At 42.9% G+C, this 23,407-nt stretch carries 18 protein-coding genes and 1 pseudogene; 7 read left to right on the plus strand and 12 right to left on the minus strand.

Features of this window, described 5'->3' with window-relative positions; all coding sequences use genetic code 11:
- Positions 1-8: 8 nt before the first annotated feature.
- The 8 genes and pseudogenes from RMY00_RS02950 to RMY00_RS02985 all read right to left on the minus strand — a co-directional run bounded on the left by RMY00_RS02950 (position 9) and on the right by RMY00_RS02985 (position 6,157).
- Positions 9-950 carry a LysR family transcriptional regulator gene (locus RMY00_RS02950; RefSeq protein ID WP_322646147.1) on the minus strand — a complete coding sequence of 314 codons (942 nt, stop codon included), beginning with the start codon at positions 948-950 and terminating at the stop codon, positions 9-11.
- Between the two features lie 243 nt (positions 951-1,193).
- Positions 1,194-1,982, minus strand: a complete 789-nt coding sequence (locus RMY00_RS02955; protein WP_322646148.1) for a BMC domain-containing protein — start codon at positions 1,980-1,982, stop codon at positions 1,194-1,196.
- Positions 1,983-2,039: 57 nt separating this feature from the next.
- The gene (locus RMY00_RS02960) at positions 2,040-2,822 is read right to left on the minus strand and encodes a transferase (protein ID WP_322646149.1); all 783 of its coding nucleotides are present in this window, start codon (positions 2,820-2,822) and stop codon (positions 2,040-2,042) included.
- A gap of 169 nt (positions 2,823-2,991) precedes the next feature.
- Positions 2,992-3,366: a ribulose bisphosphate carboxylase small subunit gene (locus RMY00_RS02965; protein WP_322646410.1), complete on the minus strand. Its 375-nt coding sequence runs from the start codon at positions 3,364-3,366 to the stop codon at positions 2,992-2,994.
- A pseudogene (locus tag RMY00_RS02970) lies at positions 3,340-5,004 on the minus strand (ribulose bisphosphate carboxylase small subunit); the annotation flags it as partial. The pseudogene RMY00_RS02970 and the gene RMY00_RS02965, both read right to left, overlap by 27 nt.
- A gap of 95 nt (positions 5,005-5,099) precedes the next feature.
- Positions 5,100-5,402, minus strand: a complete 303-nt coding sequence (locus tag RMY00_RS02975; protein ID WP_322646150.1) for a EutN/CcmL family microcompartment protein — start codon at positions 5,400-5,402, stop codon at positions 5,100-5,102.
- Positions 5,403-5,408: 6 nt separating this feature from the next.
- The gene (locus RMY00_RS02980; RefSeq protein ID WP_039748664.1) at positions 5,409-5,753 is read right to left on the minus strand and encodes a carbon dioxide-concentrating mechanism protein CcmK; all 345 of its coding nucleotides are present in this window, start codon (positions 5,751-5,753) and stop codon (positions 5,409-5,411) included.
- 95 nt (positions 5,754-5,848) lie between these two features.
- Entirely contained in the window at positions 5,849-6,157 is a 309-nt protein-coding gene (locus RMY00_RS02985) for a carbon dioxide-concentrating mechanism protein CcmK (protein ID WP_012410633.1), read from the minus strand.
- Between the two features lie 627 nt (positions 6,158-6,784).
- Between RMY00_RS02985 and RMY00_RS02990 the strand changes: the two genes are divergently transcribed.
- The 3 genes from RMY00_RS02990 (at position 6,785) to RMY00_RS03000 (ending at position 11,587) form a co-directional block, all read left to right on the plus strand.
- Positions 6,785-8,641, plus strand: coding sequence for an NAD(P)H-quinone oxidoreductase subunit F (locus tag RMY00_RS02990; RefSeq protein ID WP_322646151.1), 1,857 nt, complete (start codon positions 6,785-6,787; stop codon positions 8,639-8,641).
- 151 nt (positions 8,642-8,792) lie between these two features.
- Positions 8,793-10,298 carry an NADH-quinone oxidoreductase subunit M gene (locus tag RMY00_RS02995; RefSeq protein ID WP_322646152.1) on the plus strand — a complete coding sequence of 502 codons (1,506 nt, stop codon included), beginning with the start codon at positions 8,793-8,795 and terminating at the stop codon, positions 10,296-10,298.
- 158 nt (positions 10,299-10,456) lie between these two features.
- On the plus strand, positions 10,457-11,587 hold the full coding sequence (locus RMY00_RS03000; RefSeq protein ID WP_322646153.1) for a CO2 hydration protein: 1,131 nt from the start codon (positions 10,457-10,459) through the stop codon (positions 11,585-11,587).
- A gap of 7 nt (positions 11,588-11,594) precedes the next feature.
- On the opposite strand, the gene RMY00_RS03005 is transcribed toward RMY00_RS03000, so the two are convergent.
- The 3 genes from RMY00_RS03005 to petH all read right to left on the minus strand — a co-directional run bounded on the left by RMY00_RS03005 (position 11,595) and on the right by petH (position 15,288).
- Positions 11,595-12,317 (minus strand): Uma2 family endonuclease, encoded by a 723-nt coding sequence (locus tag RMY00_RS03005; protein ID WP_322646154.1) that lies wholly within the window; start codon positions 12,315-12,317, stop codon positions 11,595-11,597.
- A 162-nt stretch (positions 12,318-12,479) separates the two neighbouring features.
- Positions 12,480-13,766, minus strand: coding sequence for a homoserine dehydrogenase (locus RMY00_RS03010; RefSeq protein ID WP_322646155.1), 1,287 nt, complete (start codon positions 13,764-13,766; stop codon positions 12,480-12,482).
- 211 nt (positions 13,767-13,977) lie between these two features.
- A complete protein-coding gene (petH, locus tag RMY00_RS03015; RefSeq protein WP_322646156.1) occupies positions 13,978-15,288 on the minus strand; it encodes a ferredoxin--NADP reductase in 1,311 nt (436 codons plus the stop codon).
- A gap of 1,151 nt (positions 15,289-16,439) precedes the next feature.
- Here petH and RMY00_RS03020 point away from each other — a divergent pair.
- Together RMY00_RS03020 and metK are read left to right on the plus strand one after the other, a co-directional pair.
- Positions 16,440-17,444, plus strand: coding sequence for a phosphoribulokinase (locus tag RMY00_RS03020; protein WP_322646157.1), 1,005 nt, complete (start codon positions 16,440-16,442; stop codon positions 17,442-17,444).
- Positions 17,445-17,860: 416 nt separating this feature from the next.
- Positions 17,861-19,135, plus strand: a complete 1,275-nt coding sequence (gene metK, locus RMY00_RS03025) for a methionine adenosyltransferase (RefSeq protein WP_322646158.1) — start codon at positions 17,861-17,863, stop codon at positions 19,133-19,135.
- Between the two features lie 178 nt (positions 19,136-19,313).
- Here the strand turns inward: metK and RMY00_RS03030 are convergent, their stop codons facing one another.
- Positions 19,314-20,276, minus strand: coding sequence for a hypothetical protein (locus tag RMY00_RS03030; RefSeq protein WP_322646159.1), 963 nt, complete (start codon positions 20,274-20,276; stop codon positions 19,314-19,316).
- A gap of 325 nt (positions 20,277-20,601) precedes the next feature.
- On the opposite strand from RMY00_RS03030, the gene RMY00_RS03035 reads away from it, so the two are divergent.
- Together RMY00_RS03035 and RMY00_RS03040 are read left to right on the plus strand one after the other, a co-directional pair.
- Positions 20,602-22,062, plus strand: coding sequence for an ATP-binding protein (locus RMY00_RS03035; protein ID WP_322646160.1), 1,461 nt, complete (start codon positions 20,602-20,604; stop codon positions 22,060-22,062).
- Positions 22,055-23,380, plus strand: a complete 1,326-nt coding sequence (locus RMY00_RS03040) for a sigma-54 dependent transcriptional regulator (protein WP_322646161.1) — start codon at positions 22,055-22,057, stop codon at positions 23,378-23,380. Before RMY00_RS03035 ends, RMY00_RS03040 begins: the two co-directional genes overlap by 8 nt.
- Positions 23,381-23,407: the final 27 nt, after the last annotated feature.

Here is a 23,407-nt window from a genome sequence, read left to right on the forward strand (position 1 = left end):
ATTACGAATTATCCGTGAGTTGGTTCAAGCGTACTAGAAGCACTATCAGCGTTTTGCTCTGCAAAATTTTTTGCCGCACCTAGTAGATATTCATAATAGGCACGAGCAACGATCGATAGCTGCTTGCCAGATGGGTAAACCATGTACCAATATCGCTCAATGGGAAAGTGTTGTACATCTAAAATGCTAAACTCTGAAGCGTCTAATAGTAAGGTATGACGAGATAAAACAGAAATTCCTAAACCACCTGCGATCGCTTGTTTAATTGCTTCGTTACTTCCCAATTCTAGCTTGACTTTTACTGTCACCCCTTGTTCTTCAAATAGACTTTGAACGGCGCGACGAGTTCCTGAACCTGGTTCTCGCATAATAAAAGGTTCGTTAGACAGGCGTTGAATTGGAATATTTTTTTCTTTAGATAACGGATGATTAACTGGTGCAAAAACTATCAAAGGGTTTTCTAAAAATGGTTCACAAGTCACATCCATATTGTCTGGAACTTGGCTCATAATATATAAGTCGTCCAGATTACTACTCATCCGTTCCAAGATTTGTTCGTGATTCGTTACTTGCAGCGAGATATCAATCCCTGGATAAAGTTTACAAAACGGCCCTAACAAACGTGGGATAAAATATTTTGCTGTTGTAATCACTGCCAAACGTAATTGTCCTTGTTTTAGCCCTTTTAAATCTGCTACCTTCATTTCATACTGGGCTATATTTTCAAAAATCTGCCGACAAGTAGCAAATAATTCTCGTCCTGCCTCGGTGAGATACAACCGCTTCCCTACTTGCTCAAATAATGGCAACCCTACTGATTTTGTAAGTTGCTTAATTTGCATCGAGACGGTAGGTTGTGTGAGAAACAATTCCTCAGCAGCGCGAGTAAAGCTACTGTGCCGTGCTGCCGCCTCGAATACCTTTAACTGGTGCAGCGTCGCTTGCTTCAAAGCTGGTTCTCCTGTAAATAGCTATTCATCGATATAAAACTAGATTACTAAACACTTGCAAATGCTATAGCAATGCTCATAGAAAATTATGAGTTTTATATATTATAGATAAAACTCTATCACTTCTATTAAAACAAAGGTATTTTATTTATGGATTTAAGAAGCTATTATCAGAACAACAAGAAAAGCGTAAGATTCCTTCCACTTCCCGATGAATGATGATTTTCCCAAATTCATCTATCATCATTCATCATTCCATAATTCTTCGGCAATTTTTGTCGGGAGCTTGGTTAAATCTGGTAATCTTAATACTTCAATTTCGGCAACTTGTTCTTTAATATTCACTGGTAAGTTTAACGGTTCGCGTTCTTCTATCCAGCAGCTTGCTAAGGGCAAGGTTTGCTCCATTTCATCTAGCGGTCGGGGAATTACCATTACTGCATTTAATTCCCCAATGCGTTCTGCCTCAAACATCCCTGCTTCCACTGCTACTGCTACATTTGCTACGGAACCCCGAATAATCGCTGTACACAAACCCCCACCAATTTTTTCATAAGCTGCCAAATGAACATCAGCAGCTTTGAGCATGGCATCACATGCTCCTACCATTGCCGGAAATCCTCGCGTTTCTACCAAACCAATTGCTTGATTACTGAGACGGCTATAATTCCCCTCTTCCATCAATTTAGTAAAACGAGTTGTGATGGGAAGTACTATATCTAGGTTGGGATAAGGTCGGGGAATCACCAAGCTAGAAACCAACTGACCAAACTGTTCAGCTGTTTGGACACCAGATTCTACCGCAAGACGCACGTCAGCAATTCCACCCCGGATGATCGCAGTACAATGCCCGCCACCAATTTTTTCATACCCAACTAGATGAACTCCTGCTGACTTTAGCATCATATCCGCCGTCCCAACTATTGCTGGAAAGCTGCGGGTAGAAACTAAACCCAAAGCAGTATCTTGGAAGGTGTCTCGATTACTCACTCCCTCGATGGCTTTCAAAGACCGTTGATTAGATGTTTCCATTATGAACTTTCCCAGATAATCACAAAGCTGACAACTTACAATTAACACTTACTTGGACTAATCGTCAGAGTTTGGGTTGTTCAGGGATTGTCTATGGGGAAACAATGTAGTCAGCAGTCTGTTTATGCTCCCTTGCCCATAAATCTGAGTCCCGAAACCGTTAGAGGGTTCTGTAGCTAGCTGATTGGGGTCTGAGTCATGTTCTGTAGACTCTTGGGTAGATTCTTGCAAGGTGGAGTTAACATCATTGGCTGATTTTTCTACGGGAGGAGGCTGGCTTTCTGGAGTGGCGGGAGATTTAAAGTAAGAAATCGACTTGTTTTGTTTGAAATCCACAAAAGCCGAAGCTGAGAATTGAGTTGAGGAAACTTCTTTTTCCTTACCTCCACCTAAGCCATTTTCCTTTTCTTTCTCCGGTGCAGCACTTGTAGAAGTTGGGTTATTTATGGCTGATTCTGGTTCTTTTGTTTGGCCTGTTTGGGCAACTTGCCGACTGGTGTCTCCTAAAATCGAACCAGGTGGAATTACTTGTTCAGGTTCAACTGAACAGTTAAAAACTGTTGTCGCTGCCCCAATACAAGCATTTGCTCCAATTTTGCCTTTGCCAACCATCAAAAAACCAGCTCCCAAGTTTGCGCCTGCTTCTACCTCTAAGGTTCCTTCATGGACTTGGAGAATTGCTCCCATGCCAATACAGACTCCTGGCCCAATGATGATCTTGCTGTTTACAGCCGCTTGGAGGATCACCCCAGGTGCAAGTACTGCGCTTGGATGAATAGTCACCTCACCACTAATGTAAGAATCAAAGTTATTGCTGAGGCGCAGTAGCGGCACAGACATGGAAATTTTAACCTCGGAAGCCGGAGTGGGGAATGGAGATGAGGGGGCAAAGGGAGCAGGGGAGGCAGGGGAGGCAGGGGGAGCAGGGGAGGAAGAATTATTTATTGATTAATCTACCAATGACCAATGCCCCATTCCCTACTCCCTACTCCCCAGTCCCCACTCCCTACTATGGTCTTTGAATAATCGTTTCTAATACCCGACGCTTGGCTTTGGGGTCAATACCAATTAGGCGCACATATTCCCCTTGGTATTCGCCAAGGTGTCCTTCTACGGCTGCGATCGCTTCTCTTTCTGAGGAGGCTTGAATCTGACCAGTACTAGTCCAAGAACCTGTACGGAAGCGTCGTTGATCTACGTGTTCAAGGCTAATTTTAGAGCCGCTAGCCAATAATTGTCGGAGTTGGTCTACAACTTCACTACTCAAGCGGGTATTGGTAGCTGTTGCTGTTGCTGTTGCAGAAGGCGCACTACTAGTAAATGATTTCTGACTGCCAGAGGATGCTACTTGACCATTTGGACGTTGGATTATGGTCTCTAACACCCGCCGTTTGGCTTTGGGGTCAATACCAATTAAGCGTACATATTCTCCTTGGTATTCGCCAAGGTGTCCTTCTATAGCTGCGATCGCTTCTCTTTCTGAGGAGGCTTGAATTTGACCAGTACTAGTCCAGGAACCTGTACGGAATCGTCGTTCGTCTACGTGTTCAAGGCTAATTTTATACCCACCAGCCAATAATTGCCGCAGTTGGTCTATCACTTCTGAATTCAAACGGTTACTGGTAGCTGTTGCCGTAGCATGACCAGAAGTTCCACTGCTAGTAAATGATTTTTGACTACCAGAAGGAGCTACTTGGCCATTCGGACGTTGAATTATGCTCTCTAATACCCGTCGTTTGGCTTTGGTATCAATGCCGATTAAACGCACATACTCGCCTTGATGGCTTTCTATACATTCTTCTAAGCCGGAAATTACTTGATTTATAGAAGTTGCTTCAATTGGCTTACAGCTAGTCCAGGAACCAGTACGGAAACGGCGCTCGTCTACATGTTCCATGCCAATTTTGTAACCACCTGCCAAAAGTTGGCGGATTTGCTCTACAGTTTCGCCATTGACTTTGCCACTGCTAGAGCCGTTACCATTTCCATTACTACTATAGCTGCCATTGCTATGACTACTGTTATAACTACTAGCCGGAGCCTTAAAATTGCTGGCTGGTTTCACATCACCATCCGGGCGTTGGATGATGCTTTCTAACACACGTCGTCTATCTTTGTCAATACCAAACAGGCGGACATACTCGCCGCTATGCTCGCTGACACAGCTTTCTAATGCTGCGATCGCTTCACCGATGGATCTCGGTTCAATTGGTTGGCAACTAGTCCAAGAACCCGTGCGGAACCGTCTCTGGTCTACGTGTTCTGTACCAATCTTATACCCTTGTTCCAATAGATAACGCAACTGCTCTATTGTTTCTCCACCCAAGCTATTGCTCGCCACTTCACTACTCCTTTCTAGCTCTAAAACAGTAACACCATTACCCTTATAAGATTTAGTGTTCTCATCCCGAATTGGTGCAATACATTTGCTATCCGCAGCACAAAGATAACCAGCTCGCAGGGCCTGATTAATCCCAACCACATGATGAGCAAAGTCTTTATCTTGATCTTGCACATCTGGCAAGCGGTCAGCTTGCTGCTGATTGGTAATGATCGCTCCCGAAGGTACATACTTACCTGGGGGAATTTCTACGTCTTGAATCAAAGTGTGCATCATTACGATGCAACCTGCACCCACCCTGGCATTAAACACCGTAGACCGGAAGCCAATGAAGGAATTATCCCCTACATAAGCTGGCCCATGAATTAGAGCCATGTGGGTAATGCAACTGTTTTTACCTACCCACACCGAGTATTTATTTTGATCATCGCCAATTATTCGACCTTGCTCCAACCCATGAATCACAACACCATCTTGAATATTAGTGTTTTCACCAATATAAAAAGGTGTGCCTTCATCCGCTCTAATCGTAGTCCCCGGAGCAACGATCACATTTGCACCTATCCGTACATCTCCAATTAGATTGGAAAATGAATGTACAAAGGCTGTTTCATGGATTTTGGCTTCAGCTAAATTCCTCGACCACGGGGTTGGAGGTGCCGCCGTGCTGCGGACTGCCATTTCGAGATTCCTCCTGTATTGTCTGTCATTTTTCCTTTGTCCTTTGTCATTTGCCTTTTATCGAGAGCTAATGACTAATGACTAATGACTAATGACTATCGATATTGATCTTTTTTGCTGTAAATGAGGCGATCTTCAACGTGAATAGTATCTATGATTGCTACTACCACTGCATCTAATGGTCGCTGTTCATTGCCAATAACTTGACGAGCGGCACTGCCACGACTGACAAGTACCCACTCATCCACTCCTGCTCCTACAGTATCTGCTGCTACCTCGTATTTTGGCAGGATGTTTCCGTCTTCATCCACTAATTGTAACAACAGTAGTTTTACACCTCTAAGACTTGGATCTTTTTGGGTGCTAACTACTGTGCCGCGAACTTTGGCGACTTGCATTACAAATTACGGTCTTCTACCGAAAGGACGAATTGCATTCACATTTTCCCGGAATTGTTCTACATCTTCGGTATAACGAATTGGTAGGACGTATTCCAAGTTTTCGTGAGGACGAGCAATGATATGAGTAGATAGCACTTGTCCACCATTGACTCGCTTCACTGACTCAACACCAGCGCCTACGGAAGCTTGCACTTCCGACACATCACCCCGAACAATTACGGTAACTCGACCACTGCCAATTTTTTCATAGCCTACTAGAGTTACACGGGCAGCTTTCACCATTGCATCAGCAGCTTCCACTACTGCTGGAAAGCCTAGCGTTTCAACCATTCCCACTGCAATTGACATTAGATTTTAATCCCTATTTAAAGTTTTTAGCCCTGGACAAGAGAAAGCGATGCTCAAAAAGGTAAAGAGTGTTAATTTCTTTATTTAAACAGCTTTTAGGTACGGAACTGTTCCACAGCTTCTGTGTAACGTATCGGCAAGACGTATTCTAGGTTTTCGTGAGGACGAGCAATGATATGAGTGGATAACACTTCACCACCAAATACTCTTTTCGCCGCTTCAACTCCAGCAGCTACGGAAGCTTGTACTTCCGATACATCTCCCCTAACTATCACGGTGACGCGAGCGCTACCAATTTTTTCATACCCTACTAAAGTCACACGGGCGGCTTTCACCATCGCATCAGCAGCTTCCACTACTGCTGGAAAGCCCTTCGTTTCAATCATCCCAACTGCAATTGGCATCGCAGAACTCCTACAATATTAATCCAATCTGTACTGTCGCTTGAAATTTTTGACGGGGAGAGCTTTATCTTAATAGCTAAGAAAACACTTCCAAATTAAGCATAGGAAAAGTTGGCCTTCCTGGCAATATAAATTACTATAATAGTTTATGATAAGAAAGTTTTAAAAAACTTAACAAAAATTTATCTGCCCTCCTGAGCAATTAAAGTTCACTGATTCCTAGAGGAGCCACTTATGCTTTATAATTTCTTTATCACATTTACAAAACGATATTCATAACCAAGGGTAATTTTATCTGGGGAGGGAAGACAAGCTGCTATATGTTATGCTGTGTCTAGGTTATGCCAATTTTTGGTATATGTACAAGGACTAAGTAAAAAATATATAATTTTTTCAAATATATCGTATAAATTACTTTGTTCAAAGTAGAAATAAAAATGTAAAAACAAAGGTGAGGTTAAAGGAAGTAAATGCTTTAACCTATGTGAAGTTATATTTTATTGAAGTTTAATAGGGGAAAGTAAAGTAAAAATACTTAATGATATTTTAGTTTAAATTAAGAAATAAATAAAATAATAATATAAAAGCTTTTTTAAAATCAAGGCTGAGTCGTCAAGGTGAATTTAAATGGATCAATATCTATTTTCAACAAGTTGGTTTGTGCCTTTATATAGCTTATTAGGTGCAATTTTGACGTTGCCGTGGGGAATAGGAATAATTCGGCGAACCGGGCCAAGACCTGCGGCATACATAAACTTGTTGATGACAGTTTTGGCTTTTACCCATAGTCTGTTTGTATTTAATATTATCTGGGATAGAGAGCCAGAAAAGTTACTAGTGACGTGGTTTAAAGCTGCGGATTTAGACTTATCTTTTGCCTTGGAACTTTCGGCAGTCAGTATTGGGGCAACAGTTTTAATTACAGGGTTAAGCTTACTTGCACAAGTTTATGCTCTGGGTTACATGGAAAAAGACTGGTCGTTGGCGCGTTTTTTTGCACTGCTGGGATTTTTTGAAGCAGCGCTGAGTGCTTTAGCAATCAGTGATTCTTTGTTTTTCAGCTATTGCCTTTTGGAAGTGCTGACACTTTCAACTTACTTGCTGGTAGGATTCTGGTATGCTCAACCGCTAGTAGTGACGGCGGCGCGGGATGCGTTTTTAACCAAACGGGTGGGAGACTTGTTGTTGCTGATGGCTGTGGTGACGCTTTCTACCTTAGCCGGGAGCTTGAACTTTTCAGATTTATATGAGTGGGCGCAAACGGCTAATTTAAGCCCAGTGACATCAACATTGCTGGGGTTGGCGTTAATTGCTGGGCCTGCTGGAAAATGCGCCCAATTTCCCCTGCATCTTTGGTTGGATGAGGCAATGGAAGGGCCCAACCCCGCCTCGGTAATGAGAAACTCACTAGTCGTAGCTGGTGGTGCTTATTTACTGTATAAACTACAACCATTGTTAGCCCTGTCGCCAGTTGCCTTGGATGTATTAGTAATTATGGGAACGGTGACAGCGATTGGAGCAACATTAGTATCCATAGCTCAAATTGATATTAAGCGATCGCTATCTCATTCAACTAGTGCATACATGGGCTTAGTGTTTTTGGCAGTGGGGTTACAGCAAGGGGGAGTAGCCTTGATGTTGCTGTTAACTCATGCGATCGCTAAAGCATTATTATTTATGAGTTCTGGTTCAGTAATTTTGACCACCCAAAGCCAAGACCTAACAGAAATGGGCGGTCTGTGGTCAAGGATGCCAGCCACAACTACTGCCTTTGTTGTCGGTTCAGCCGGGATGGTAACACTGCTACCATTAGGAAGTTTTTGGGCAATGTTAGCATGGGCTGACGGTTTTGTGAATATTAGCCCTTGGGTAATTGGGGTTTTATTATTAGTCAATGGCTTGACAGCATTGAACTTAACCAGAGTATTTAGATTAGTATTTTGGGGTAAACCACAACAAAAGACCCGTCGCACCCCAGAAGTTGGTTGGCAGATGGCCTTACCAATGGTGATTCTCACAGTCTTGACTCTGCTTGTGCCTTTAATGCTACAGCAATGGTACTTGCTACCGAATTGGGAAAGTATTAATTGGTATGTGGCATTAGCGTTGTTTAGTTCTACCGTCGTGGGGGTAGGTATAGGGTCTACAGTTCATCTACATAAAGCTTGGTCAAGATCCAGAATCTTGGCGTGGAGATTTGTGCAGGACTTGTTAGGTTATGATTTTTATATTGACCGAGTTTATCGGTTAACAGTAGTGGGTGTAGTCGCACTGTTATCTAAAATCTCTGCTTGGAGCGATCGCTATTTAGTCGATGGTCTAGTAAACTTAGTTGGCTTTGCGACAATTCTCGGCGGACAAACTTTAAAGTACAGCATTTCTGGACAATCTCAGGGCTATATGTTGACCATCTTAGCGGTCGTCAGTGTCTTGGGTTTATTCATCAGCTGGTCATCGGGTTTACTAGATAAATTACCTTTTTAAGCGAGTTAGGAGACGCAATTAATCGCGTCTGTACAGGAGTTAGGAGTAGAGACGCGATTAATCGCGTCTGTTAGGAGTTAAAAGTTTTTACTCCCCCCTGCTTCCCCTGCTCCCCCTGTTCCTCATGCTTCCCCTTACCTGAATTCCGTCTATGCTTAGTGTTTTAATTCTGGTGCTGTTAATCGGCGCAGCTTTAATTGGTTTCTCGCCCTCTGGCATCAATGGGAAATTCGCCCGTGGGGTGGCTTTAGTCTTTGCCAGCATCGCTTTTTTGTGGACAATCATACTAGCAATTCAGTTCCATCCAGGGGAAATCACTCAACAGTTTGCCGAGTCTGTACCTTGGATAGATGTTTTAGGCTTGAACTATAATCTGGGAATAGATGGTTTATCTTTGCCACTGCTGGTTTTGAATGGATTGTTAACTTGCATTGCCATCTACAGCAGCGATGAATCTCTTCAGCGTCCTAAATTTTATTATTCTTTAATACTATTATTAAGCGCTGGGGTGACTGGAGCTTTTCTGGCACAGGATTTACTATTATTTTTCTTATTTTACGAATTGGAACTAATCCCCCTATATCTTTTGATAGCCATTTGGGGTGGGGAAAAGCGGGGTTATGCTGCAACAAAATTTCTCATTTATACTGCCGTTTCAGGAATTTTGATTTTGGCAAGTTTCCTCGGCATGGTTTGGCTGAGTGGCTCCTCTAGCTTTGCACTAGCAACCTTGAACCCAACGACTTTACCTTTAGCGACACAGCTTTTACTGCTAGGGGGAATTTTGATAGGTTTCGGGATTAAAATTCCTTTAGTTCCCTTCCATACTTGGTTGCCAGATGCTCACGTTGAAGCTTCCACACCAATTTCTGTGCTGTTGGCTGGAGTGTTGTTGAAGTTGGGAACTTATGGCTTACTGCGGTTTGGCATGAACTTGTTGCCAGAAGCTTGGGCTTATGTGGCTCCTTGGTTAGCGATTTGGGCAGTAGTAAGTGTACTATATGGTGCATCCTGCGCGATCGCTCAAACCGATATGAAAAAAATGGTGGCTTACAGTTCTATTGGACACATGGGCTACGTACTTTTAGCGGCGGCGGCTTCCACACCATTAAGCGTCTTGGGTGCTGTAATGCAGATGATTAGCCACGGCTTGATTTCTGCCATGCTGTTTTTGCTGGTAGGGGTTGTGTATAAAAAAGCCGGAAGCCGAGATTTAGCAGTCCTTCAAGGACTGCTGAACCCAGAACGAGGTATGCCCGTAATTGGTAGCTTGATTGTTGTGGGGGTAATGGCCAGCGCAGGTATACCAGGAATGCTTGGCTTTATTTCCGAATTCATCATTTTTCGGGGCAGTTTTCCAGTTTTTCCAGTGCAAACGCTGCTATCAATGATTGGCACAGGCTTAACTGCGGTTTACTTTTTAATACTTCTCAACCGTGCCTTTTTTGGACGCTTGTCTGCACAAGTTACCAACCTACCACGGGTGTATTGGAGCGATCGCGGCCCAGCTGCTATTTTAGCTGTGCTAATTGTTATTTTCGGCATTCAACCTGGTTGGTTAGCACGCTGGACTGAACCAACAATTACAGCAATGGTGAATACTCAAAGCGTTGTAGCAACAGTGTCCTTGGATAAGAAAATGGGGAATGGGAAGTAGAAAGTAGAGAATAGGGAGATGGGAAGGCTCTTAAAGCAGGAGAGCAGGGAGCAAAGGAGAAAAAAGTAATTTTTCATTCTCCCCCTTGTCCCCTGTCCTGCCTCTTCCCGTGCCCAATGCCCCATGCCCAATACCCTATACTTTATGGAGAAATCGCAATGGTAACTATTAGAAAGAAATTCACAAACGAACCTTTGCCTGAGTTTATTGAACGCCTGCAAACAGGACAGGCATTACTTTCCGATAGTCCAGAAAATGTGGTGGAAGTAGTTGGTATTCTCAAAAGCTATGGCGTAGTTATAGATGCCTATTCAATAAATCTGAATTATATTGCCGAACATCAGTTTTTAGTATTTTTCCCATTTTTTAAATACTTTAATGGAGAAGTATCTTTTCAGAAATTACTTCGTCACTGGTGGCATGATCGGATTAATTTTGAATATGCCGAGTATTGTATGAAAGGCATGATGTGGCACGGTGGCGGCGGTTTAGATACATATTTAGATACAAAAGAATTTCAAGAAACAGCACAAGCTGTCATCACAGCTAAATTTAAAAATAATCCTTTAATTTTAGGCATTAACCAACTGTTTCCAGACTTTTTGACCGAACAGTTACGCGTTTCTGCTTACTACACTGGTTTAGGTCAATTTTGGCGAGTCATGGCTGATATTTTCCTCAGCTTATCAGACCGCTACGATAAAGGCGAAATCAAATCAATTCCCCAAATTGTAGACCATATTAAAGCAGGGTTAGTGGAAAATGCATCCAAGCCAATTACCTACACTGTCAAAGTTCGGGAAAAACTCTATGAAATCATTCCCCAAGACGTTGGTTTGACTTTCTTAGCAGACACAGCAATACCTTATGTAGAAGCAGTTTTCTTTAGGGGAACACCTTTCCAGGGCACAGTTTCATACAACGCTCAAGCTTATCAAATCTCCCCAGATCAAAGTCGATTCCAGTATGGCGCATTATACGCCGATCCTTTACCCATCGGCGGTGCAGGTATTCCTCCTACCTTGTTGATGCAAGATATGCGTCATTATCTTCCAGAGTACTTGCATGAAGTTTATCGTCGCAGTCTTCGGGGTGAAGATGATTTGCGAGTGCAAATTTGTATGACTTTCCAAAAATCGATGTTTTGCGTGACCACAGCAGCGATTTTAGGACTAGCGCCTTATCCAATAGATACTAAAGATCCATCCGAGGAAAAAGCGAATCGAGTTTATTTCGCAAAGTGGATGAATCGCTTAGAAACTTCCCGGTTACTGGATGTGAATAAATAGGTAAAGATTAGACTTCTGGTTCGATGCCTAGCGATCGCAATTGAGCAGTTAAGCGATCGGCTCTTTGTCTTTCCTGCTCGGCTCTTTCCTCACCAGTTAACAACAAATTACCCTGCAAATCCCACCAACGCAACCAGGGCAATTGGGCGTTTTGATAAACTCCATGCCATAAGCCTAACTCAACTCCCAAGCGCGTAATTGGATAATGTCCGCGCTCATTTGCTGCTAATAACTGATATTGTCCACCAATTAATTTATAAACTTCTACACTGGCTTTCTTCACTTCATAAATGCCATAAAAAGCCGGATGAATAACTTGCTCATAAATCCAGAATTTCCCCTTCCAAGGAGTTTTATCTCGCTCCTCGCTACCATCTCCAGAGACAAATTCTAAAGCAATTAAAGGGGCAATAAATTCTCGCCACAACACATAAGACCTCCGCATTTGTCCATCAAGCAAGGGCGGTACATTTCCTACATAAAACCAATCTGGTGCTTCTGCGCCTCGTTCTGGCGGATCTGTCAAGCGCCAGTAAATACCTAAGTCCTGACCTATACAATATTCACCCTCAGGATGTAATTGTTTAAGGATAGGTGTAATCGAGTCAGTGAGTAAAATGCTTTGGGGATGCTCTTGCCAATTTTTCACGAAAGTACCATCTGACTCTGGTAGTTGCGTATGGTCGGGGAAAGGAGTGAGGATGATGGATGGGTCGGTTGCAGAGGTCATAAGTCTAGCCTCGCGCTGGGGTGAAGTTTATTTTTTAGTTTAGCTTGCGTAGTTAAGCAAGTTTTACTCGCAGCTTGGTTTGTATCAGATGGAGATTATACTCCTTTAGAGTAATTAGAAATTGGAGCAAAGCGACTAGACGAGCCTCACTCCCGACTAATCTTAAAGTACACGCAGTAAGCTGGGAATACTTTCGATCGCTGACAAATCCCGAATTTCTGCCAAAGCTTGCCTAAAATTACCTTCTGGCACATCATGTGTAACAACCACAATCTCTGCAAGTTCCCCTTGAAAGCCAGTTTGGACAATTGACTCTAAGCTAACGCCATAGTTACCAAAGCAAGTACCCAATTTACCGATAACTCCAGGTTGGTCATTGGTAAGGAAACGGGCGTAAAACCGAGTTATCAATTCTGCCATCGGCGCAATTTGACAGTATTCCTGATGTCTACAAGCTAATAAGGGATTTGCAACTGCTGTATTAGTTTTGAGGACAGCAACTAAATTCAAAATATCTGATGTCACAGCACTGGCGGTTGCACCAGCACCAGCACCGGGGCCAAAAAACATTACTTGTCCGATGGGTTCTCCTTCGACAAGAATGGCATTGTAAACGCCGTTGATGCTAGCCAAAGGGTGGGCTTGAGGCACTAAAGTAGGGTGAACTCTCACAGAAAGAGGAGATGAGGGAGTATCACGTTTAGCGATCGCTAACAATTTAATCACAAATCCCAATTTCTCGGCATAGGCAATATCTGTCTTGCTAACTTGCCGAATCCCCTCGGTATAAACATCTTGTAGGTTGATGCGTCCACCAAAGCCTAATGATGCCAGAATAGCAATTTTATCTGCTGCGTCTAAGCCATCGACATCGGCTGTGGGGTCAGCCTCAGCATAACCCAAGCGCTGGGCATCAGCTAAGACATCATTGAAGTTGCTGCCTTCTGTTTGCATCCGTGTCAGGATGTAGTTAGTTGTACCGTTAACGATGCCAGTTACAGTATGAATACGGTTAACACTTAAAGACTGCTTTAGGGGTTGAATCACCGGAATACCACCACCCACAGCAGCTTCTAGCATGACGTATACGCCAGCTTCATTAGCCGTTGTGAAAATTTCTGCCCCAAAGCGGGCGATCGCTGCTTTATTGGCAGTGACTACATGCTTCCCATTACTTAAAGCTTTGAGGATGAGCGATCGCGCCGGTTCCAGTCCACCCATCACCTCGACAACTATATCTACCGCCGGATCGTTGACAATTGATTCTAAATCTGTAGTTAAGACTTCCGTAGACAATTCTACTGCACGGGGTTTATCGAGCGATCGTACTCCCACCCGATAGATTTCTATCTCTTGCAACAATGGGTGACGCCCAGCGCTATCTTGCAACAACTGCACTGTTCCCGTTCCCACGGTGCCTAATCCCAGTATTCCTAGTTTCACACCCATTTTGCACCCAATTTCACTAATAACAATTGTAGGTAGAGCGTTTGCCCTACCTACTGATTATCCTGCTTCCTTAGTCATTTGTCCTACCCTGCGGGAAGCCCTTCGGGTTCAGCAGTCGCTCATGGGGGAAACCCCCAAGACCGCGCTGCTTCACCGCTAGCGCGTCTATGTCATTTGTCCTTTGTCCTTCGCTAACGACTAATGACTAAATTTAGTAAGTTTCTACGTGCCAGCGACCAGCTTTTTTGAGTTGCTTCTGGTAATCACTCCAGGTTACGCCTTCCTTAGCAGCAGCAGCAGTTAAGGCTGCATCAATACCTTCTTCCATACCGCGCAAACCGCAGATGTAGGTGTGAGTTTTTTCATTTTTAATCAACTGCCACAATTCATCAGCATGTTCTGCTACGCGATCTTGAATATACATTCTACCGCCTTGGGGATTTTTCTGTTCGCGGCTGATAGCAGCAGTGAGACGGAAGTTATCAGGATATTTTTGTTGGATTTCTTCCAGTTCTTCCTTATATAAGAGGTTTGGAGTTGTTGGTACGCCAAATATTAACCAAGAAAATCCTTTAAATTGGTATTCTGGGTTAGCTGCTTTTTCTGCATCTTTAAACTGACGCCACAGATAAGCACGCATTGGCGCAATACCTGTTCCGGTTGCCATCATGATGACATTAGCATCAGGGTCATTGGGTAACAACATTTCCTTACCCACAGGCCCGGTAATTTTTACCTCTTCCCCTGGCTTGAGGAAACACAGGTGTGTAGAGCAAACACCGTAGACTGTTTCGCTAGTTTCTGGATGCTTGTACTCCAATTGGCGGACACATAGTGATACTGTCTTGTCATCCACATCATCGCCATGACGAGTCGAGGCGATGGAATATAGTCTGAGTTTTTCCGGCTTGCCGTTCTTGTCTAATCCGGGCGGAATAATCCCAATACTTTGACCTTCTATATACTTTAAATCACTGCCAGATAGGTCAAATTTAAGGTGTTGAACAATACCAATACCGCCTTCTTTGACTAGCGGTTCATTAGATATTACCTTACCAATAAACGGAGCATTGGGACGGTAAGTGTTAACAGGAACGTCACCGTGGTCTTTTTTGGCTTTCGCTTGAGTCATGGTGTTGCCTTTCTTGTCCTTGTTCTCTTCAGCACTATGAGCATTCACAGGTGTGGCTTTACCATTCCCTTCACTGTTAGCAGTTTGCCCAGATGTAGCTAACTCACTGACAACGCTTGTATCATTCCCAAATGAGGCTTTACCATTAACTGGTTCTAAAACAGTTACAGGCTGGATGCTAACAATTGTGCCGCCTAGACGAGTGATACGTCGCATTTCTTGATTCATGCGGTTGTAAGGCACTCTGATGAACACACTGCCACTTTTCCGAATTGGGTAGTTAGTTTGATCAGTTTCTTCGCTCTGACGCAAACCCACCACTTCATAAAGGAAGATACGGCTACCTAATTCTGTGTTGGCAGCACCCTCAACAGCACCTTGATTGTACATTCGTTCTACCACTCCGATAATTTACTTAACCGTTTTTCAAAAAAAAACTATTCCCCTACCTTGCCAGCTTTAGTTTACCGGATTTTCGTTTCACAAAACTAGCCATGATGGAAAAACGGCATCATTAAATTGATGCCTAGCTAAGTACACTCACCAAAGACATGCAGGCATAGCAAAAAACACACCTGTTCACCTTCTAAGGTAAAGGATAAGTCTTGTGGAGAATGTTAATAATGAGTCAATTTAATCTTTTTTTCGTTAACTACCACCCCCATTAGGGAGATAGTTTTTTACCTGATTATCCAACGAGCATACTGCTCAGTTGACTTCCAAAAATTGTGGTTGCGCTTGCCTACTCCAAGAGTTTAAATCAGAAATGCCAATTCCAGAAGGTTTTCTTGCAATTGGTTTTACTTCTTTAAATCTACTATCTGGGAATGTTGTTAGCTATATTCATGACCTGTCTATGGACAATGACATCACTATGACAACTTAAGCTACAAATATAACGATATAGAGAATCGTGATTTTAGCAACTGTAATCAGTTTCACTTGATGTGAAAAATCTTTCAACCCTATCAGTACTTGGCCATAACGTCAACGCTTCTATCTGAGCATATTTATAAATTTACAGTCACAAATTTGACTAATCTGAGTTCTTTGCTCATTCGTTGGATAGATTTTTGCTTTGAATATATTAAGTATTGTCGAGCAGGAATTACAATTTAGGAATATCAAAAAATTAGCAGCAATAATCAATTATACCATTAAGTCTTGTTTATAGTCATAAGTAGCGGACTGGTAAAGGCGCAACGCTGATGGGCAATGCTGATCCCCATTTTTAAATTAACAACTAAATCAACAAAAAAATGATTGATGAACTACCCTAATTCTTATTGAGAGCAATCTTGTATGGGATACCCCCTTCTGTTAAAATCAAATATACCACTAGGATTAAATACTTACCGGCACCAAAATTCAGGCTAGTCCGACGAGTAGCAACTTAATTACTTTTGTTGCTTGCTTGCTTGGTGTCTTATAGATGTGCTAGGTAGCAAGAACGCAGGATAAACCAAAGGGGTAAACTCCTGGCTTCAGAATCTGCTGTGTGAAAAAATATTGAGACAATTTTAGTATTTTAGAGGAGATTTATGACAAATAAGCCGGAACGCGTGGTACTGATTGGAGTAGCCGGAGACTCTGGGTGCGGAAAATCTACGTTTTTGCGTCGTTTGATAGATTTGTTTGGTGAAGATTTAATGACAGTCATTTGCTTGGATGACTATCATTCTCTTGATCGCAAACAACGTAAAGAAACTGGGATAACGGCACTAGACCCCAGAGCAAACAATTTTGACCTGATGTATGAGCAAATTAAAGCGCTCAAAAGTGGTCAAGCGATTGATAAGCCGATTTATAACCACGAAACTGGCTTGATTGATCCGCCAGAGCGGATAGAGCCGAATCACATTATAGTTGTTGAAGGGCTGCATCCTTTATATGATGAGCGGGTGCGATCGCTAATCGACTTCAGTGTTTATTTTGACATTAGCGATGAAGTCAAAATTGCCTGGAAAATCCAGCGAGATATGGCTGAACGTGGCCATCGCTACGAAGATGTCTTAGCGCAAATCAATTCCCGCAAACCTGACTTTGATAAGTTTATTGAACCACAAAGAGAATTTGCTGATGTGGTTCTGCAAGTATTACCCACGAACTTGATCAAAAACGACACGGAGCGCAGAGTCTTGCGAGTACGTATGCTCCAGCGCGAAGGTAAGGAAGGCTTTGATCCAACCTACCTATTTGATGAAGGGTCAACAATTAATTGGACTCCTTGTGGACGCAAGCTGACCTGTTCCTATCCTGGTATGCAACTGTACTACGGTTCAGATGTTTACTACGGCCGCTATGTCTCAGTGCTAGAGGTCGATGGTCAATTTGACAACTTAGAAGAAGTAATTTATATCGAAACCCATCTCAGCAATACATCCACTAAATATCAGGGTGAATTGACTCACTTGTTACTCCAGCACCGCGAGTATCCAGGTTCTAATAATGGTACTGGTTTCTTCCAAGTGCTTACAGGTTTGAAAATGCGTGCTGCCTATGAGCGATTGACAACTACCGAAGCAAAGTTAGCAGTTCAAGTTTAAAAGTAGCAGTGTTTGTGTCAAAGTTTGTGGGGGCGCTTCTGAGTGTCCCCTTTTTTTGTGTTATTAAATACTTTTAACTACAAAATAATTAGTATAAATTGATCTTCTTTACAGATACTTACCTGATAGCTAGTGGTTTTTATCGATATTAATAAGATACTAACTACTGAAGTATAAATATTGTTATGATTTCATAAATTAATGTGAGTTCGACTGCTTATATGGTTTTCACCTAACGAGCCGAATCAAACAACCTTTAAAAGGTTTACTACCCAAAACCATGTCTCTCTGACTCAGAGAGGGGCAGGCTTGAACTTTAGTTAAAGTTAGGGTTCATCTAACTCACGTTAAATTAGGTAGTTGAACTAAATACTACATTTAGTTCAGCCAAAAACTCAAGTCAGGAGGAATTTCCTTTGTCCCGTCGATATCTATTTACCTCGGAGTCAGTCACCGAAGGTCATCCAGATAAAATCTGCGATCAGATTTCTGATACCATTCTGGATGCTCTACTGACACAAGACCCCAGCAGCCGTGTTGCTGCTGAAGTAGTAGTTAATACTGGTTTAGTGCTAATCACTGGTGAAATAACCACCAAAGCCAATGTGAATTTCGTCAATCTCGCCCGTCAGAAAATTGCCGAAATTGGCTATACCAATGCCAATAATGGGTTTTCTGCTAACAGCACCAGCGTTCTGCTGGCTTTAGACGAACAATCACCAGATATTGCCCAAGGCGTTAACACCGCTCAAGAAACCCGCGAACAAGATAGTGATGAACAATTTGACAAAATTGGTGCGGGCGATCAAGGTATAATGTTCGGTTTCGCCAGTAACGAAACACCAGAACTGATGCCCTTACCCATCAGTCTTGCTCACCGCATTGCTCGCCGATTGGCAGCAGTCCGTAAAACAGGTGAATTGTCATACCTGTGTCCTGACGGTAAAACCCAAGTAACTGTGGTCTACGAAGATGGACGCCCAGTAGGTATTGATACTATTCTAATTTCTACCCAACATACAGCCAGTATTGGGGAAATCACGGATGAGGCGGCGGTACAAGCCAAAATAAAACAAGACCTCTGGTCAGCAGTGGTCGAACCTGTTTTTGGTGACATTGAAATTAAGCCTAACCAGGAAACACGTTTTTTAGTTAACCCCACTGGCAAATTTGTCGTTGGTGGCCCTCAGGGAGACTCTGGTCTGACAGGACGGAAAATAATTATTGACACCTACGGTGGTTATTCACGGCATGGTGGCGGCGCTTTTTCTGGCAAAGACCCCACCAAGGTAGACCGCTCTGCTGCTTATGCTGCTCGTTATGTGGCGAAAAATATTGTCGCTGCTGGGTTAGCAGAAAAAGTTGAAATTCAGTTGTCTTATGCTATTGGCGTAGCGCGACCAACAAGCATTCTGGTGGATACCTTTGGCACCGGTAAAGTGGATGAAGAAACCTTACTGGAATTAATCAACCAGCACTTTGAACTCCGTCCGGCGGGGATAATTCATGCCTTCAACTTACGTAACCTACCAAGTGAAAGAGGCGGACGTTTTTATCAGGACGTCGCGGCTTACGGTCATTTTGGGCGGGCTGATTTAGAGTTGCCTTGGGAACAGACCGATAAAGCTGAATTGTTGAAGCAAGCAGCAAACGAGTCACTTTCGGCAGTAGTTGCTCAGGCATTAACTTAGACTTGTACGCTACTGCAAAAACTTAGTTTATCTACGTGAGGGTATTAGCAACTTAACAAGTTAGCGATACCCTCATTTTTTGCTAGCCATCTGAATATCCAAAAGTAAAACTACTACTTTGTCAAGCTAAACGCCCCGACAGTAGATTCATCTGTTGCAAAGATTTTTGTTAATGGTATTACGGATCGATGATAGCTTTTGGTTGCAAAGATACAGATTGCCCATTAACTGACAATGCTGTAGCTTCTAAAATCTGGCCGTAACGATTGCGAGTGCCGAATCCTTTGGCGTGAATTGTGTTTCCTATGTTCGCCATACTGGTTAGCTGTTCGCCTACATGGGGCGGGAACTTGACAATAGTGCCATTAGAAATAATAACGCCGTTAATTTCTCCTCGATGTCCCACCAACCAATTCTGAGCAGTTCCCTCCGCAGATAAAGTACTGTAGTTGTTTAAGTTGGGGGGTTGGGGGGCTATTGTGGGAGGTTGTTCGACTAAAGTCTGTCCAGTTTGAGAATTGGTGATGCTTTTGGCTCTCACTTCCTGTCCGAAGCGAGTGGAAAAGCCAGGATCGCCAAAAATGCTCACTTTCGTGTTTGGGGTAATTATCCCCACTAAACTGTCCGCCATCTGGGGAGGAAATTTCACCTGTAGCCCATTATTGAGTAATAGCCCATCCACCTTACCTTCAGGGTTGAGAAGATACTGTTTTACCTCTCCATTGAAAGTGGTTCCGGCTGTGGGGGGTAATTCTGGTGGGGGTGCTGGGGGAATATCTAGAGGATTAGCATTGGCTAAATTGGCACTTGGGAGATTAGCTTCTAGCGATCGCCCGCTTGGTGTAGCATTACTAGCAACAGTATTGTACGTCCAAAAACCGAAAAGTGCGATCGCGGCTCCGATGCCGCCACTAGTTAAAATTAACTTTAACTTGCGTTGGCGATCGCGCTCTCGGATTTGCTTGGCTTGAATCTGCTGTATTGCTTGTTGAATCATTTCTGGAGGAATTTGTACTTCTGCTCCAGCCTGCATAATTTCTTCTAAAGAATAATCCTGATTTTCTTGAGCATACAACTGAGCTGCTTGAGCGAAAACATCGGCAGCAATTTCTTTTGGAATGCGAACTTTAGAGTTATTCATCTGCTTTAATTCAATTTAATTGCTAACTAGAACTTTTAGAAGTGCAAAACTCGTGCCATAGATACAAGACACTCGTTAGCTAGTAAGGCAGGATGAAAATTAAAGAGGGAACAGGGAACAGAATGTAATGTATGGGGATTTAAAACCAACGCATAACCTTGTTTCTTGATAGTTGTAGGGATCTTTTACTCCCTCCAGGTACAGGAAATAGAAAAAACTGTTCCCTGTTCCCTATTCTCTGTTCCCTATTCCCTATTCCCTTCTTGGATGAGCAACTGGAATTTGGCATAGTTTTTGCACTTTTAGAAGTTCTAACCCTTATTCCATGAAACCTATTGTGTTATCTCAACGTTGGACACTCCGGCGACAGCTAACAATCCTCAGCATCCTTTTTTTAGGTTTAAGTGGAGCTGCTTTGTGGTTAGTGGTACAACTATTTGAAAGTCTGGAAGGTGCTGTTGTTACCAGAAATCAGAGAGAATTAGCTTTTGCTAACACCAGACTAATTAAGCTGTTTTGGGAATCAAACCTTGGGCAAGCACCAAAGCCAAGTGAGCAGTCAAGCAAACTGTTGGCGGAACTTTCAAACGATGCCCTAACTTCTTTTCCAAGGGTAGAAGGGGGATTTTATCTGCTTCAACAAGACCAGCTTTTAGGCTATGCCTATCCTACCCACGGGGGCCCTGTCCCCAAAAAAGATATTCCTCCTGCTGAACGAGACACAATTTTGCAATTGACTCGCAGAGCCACAAGCCAAGGTTTACCCCAGGAATTAGTATTGCACCCCGGTCTTGATCTCTTGGTACTGCGTGCTGATCCTCTACCTCTGTGGGGAGCAGTGTGGACGATGAAACGTATGCCTCATCTAGAAGATAGCAATCAAAAAGTTTTAAGTGTTTTTGTAGTTTTAGGAATTTTAGTCGTAGGAGTTTGGACTTTTTATATTGCCTTACAACTACAGTGGGGAGTGCAGCGACTCCAGCAAAGTATTAAAGCAATGGAAGAGGATAAAGCTTCGCTAATTCCGCCGCTACCCGCAGAAATGGGACTGTTGGGAACTGCAATTAATAGTATGCAATACCATCGCCAAGAGTTAGAGCAACGCTTGCACCGAGTTGAGCGCTTGGCTTCTCTGGGACAATTGGTGGCGGGGGTAGCTCATGAAGTCCGTAATCCCTTAGCTAGTATGCGCCTCAATTTGCAATATACAGAACGGCAATTAAAAAAGCAGGGAATTACGACTTTACCGATCGCTAGTTTACTAGAACAAGTAGACCGTTTAGAGATGTTGGTGCGACGGCTATTGTATTTTGACCAAAATCAGCAAGAAGAAATGGTAACAACTTCCCTAGAAGCGATCGCTTTTGAATCAGTTTCTCTATTACGTCTCAAAGCCGAAGAACAGGGAGTAACCCTTTTTTATCGCTCTGCTGCTGAACCTTTGCCCCAAGTACCACTACGCCACCGAGAGTTAGGACAGGTGATGATTAACTTAATCTTAAATGCCATCCAAGCAAGTCCACCAGAAAGCGAAGTTGAAGTTGGTATCAGCCAAGAGCAAGATTACTTAGTGACTTGGGTAAAAGACACTGGCGCAGGTTTAGCACCAGAAGAACGCGATCGCATTTTCGATCCTTTTTATTCCACAAAACCCCAAGGAACAGGTTTAGGTTTAGCAATTAGCCACGAGATTGTCACCCGACACGGAGGGCATATTGATTTGAAATCTCAACCGGGTTGCACCGTTTTTAGCGTTTACTTACCGAAGAATCACAACGATGGCTAAGATTTTGATTATTGATGATGAAAAAGCTTTGCGTCAGGCGATGGCGCAGATTTTAAAAGATGAAGGCCACGACGTAATAGAGGCGGGAGACGGAGAGCAAGGACTGAAGATGATTCAACAAGATGCTACATCTCGTCCTGACTTGGTGTTTCTAGATTTAAAAATGCCCAAAACTCAGGGTAATGCTGTTCTGAAGGCTTTAGGTAGCAAAACGTTGTTTGAATTGCCAGTAATTGTGATGACAGCTTATGGAACAAGTCGTACAGCCATTGAAGCGATGCAATTGGGAGCTTATGATTATTTAACTAAACCCTTCGATTTAGAAGATTTAGTCAACTTGGCGCAAAAAGCTTTAGCTCATTCCCAAGCATCCGCCGAGCAAATTGGTGAAGCAAATATCCAAAATCTCGGACAGCCAGAAGAATTGTTGGGGCGATCGCCTAAAATGGCAGAAGTTTTTAAACTCATTGGTAGACTTGCCCAAGGAAACACCACAGTTTTGATTGTCGGCGAATCAGGTACGGGCAAAGAGTTAGTTGCTTCCACACTGCATAATGCTAGCCCTCGCAGTCGTGGCCCTTTAGTAAAAGTTAACTGTGCAGCCCTCCCAGAACATTTATTAGAAGCAGAATTATTTGGTCACGAAAAAGGAGCCTTCACTGGAGCGAATCACTTGCGAATTGGTCGCTTTGAACAAGCCAATGGCGGCACAATTTTTCTGGATGAAGTCGGAGAGTTGAGCCAGATAATTCAAGGAAAATTGTTGCGAGTATTACAAGATAAATCCTTCGAGCGCTTGGGTAGTAACCAAACCAAAACTGTAGATGTTCGCATTTTAGCTGCCACCAATCGGAATTTAGAACAATTGGTACGCCTGAATCAGTTTCGAGAAGACCTTTATTATCGCTTCAATGTAGTACGAATTGAACTACCACCTTTGCGCGATCGCCCCGAAGATTTAGAACAACTTACCCAACATTTTTTAAGTTCTATTGCTCTCAGAAATGGAATTAAAAATTTAGCAATTACCTCAACCGCCCTAGAAAAACTCAGAGATTACGCTTGGCCGGGGAATGTGCGAGAACTGCAAAATACTTTAGAGAGAGCAGCAGTTTTTTCTGGAGGAAGAACCATTCTTTCAGAACATCTCATTTTTAATCAAAAATATCAGATGAATTTGAACTTAGAACAAGCGATCGCTCAGTTAGAAATAAACTTTATCCGCCATGCTTTAGCACTTTATCCCCAAGAACCCCACAAAGCATTAGGAATTTCTGTTGAAAACTTTGAGCAAAAAAAGAAACAATGGAATTTATAGCAAAACTTTCAACTTCTCGTTTTCTCG

This window comes from Nostoc sp. ChiVER01, assembly GCF_034531155.1.
Lineage (GTDB): Bacteria > Cyanobacteriota > Cyanobacteriia > Cyanobacteriales > Nostocaceae > Nostoc.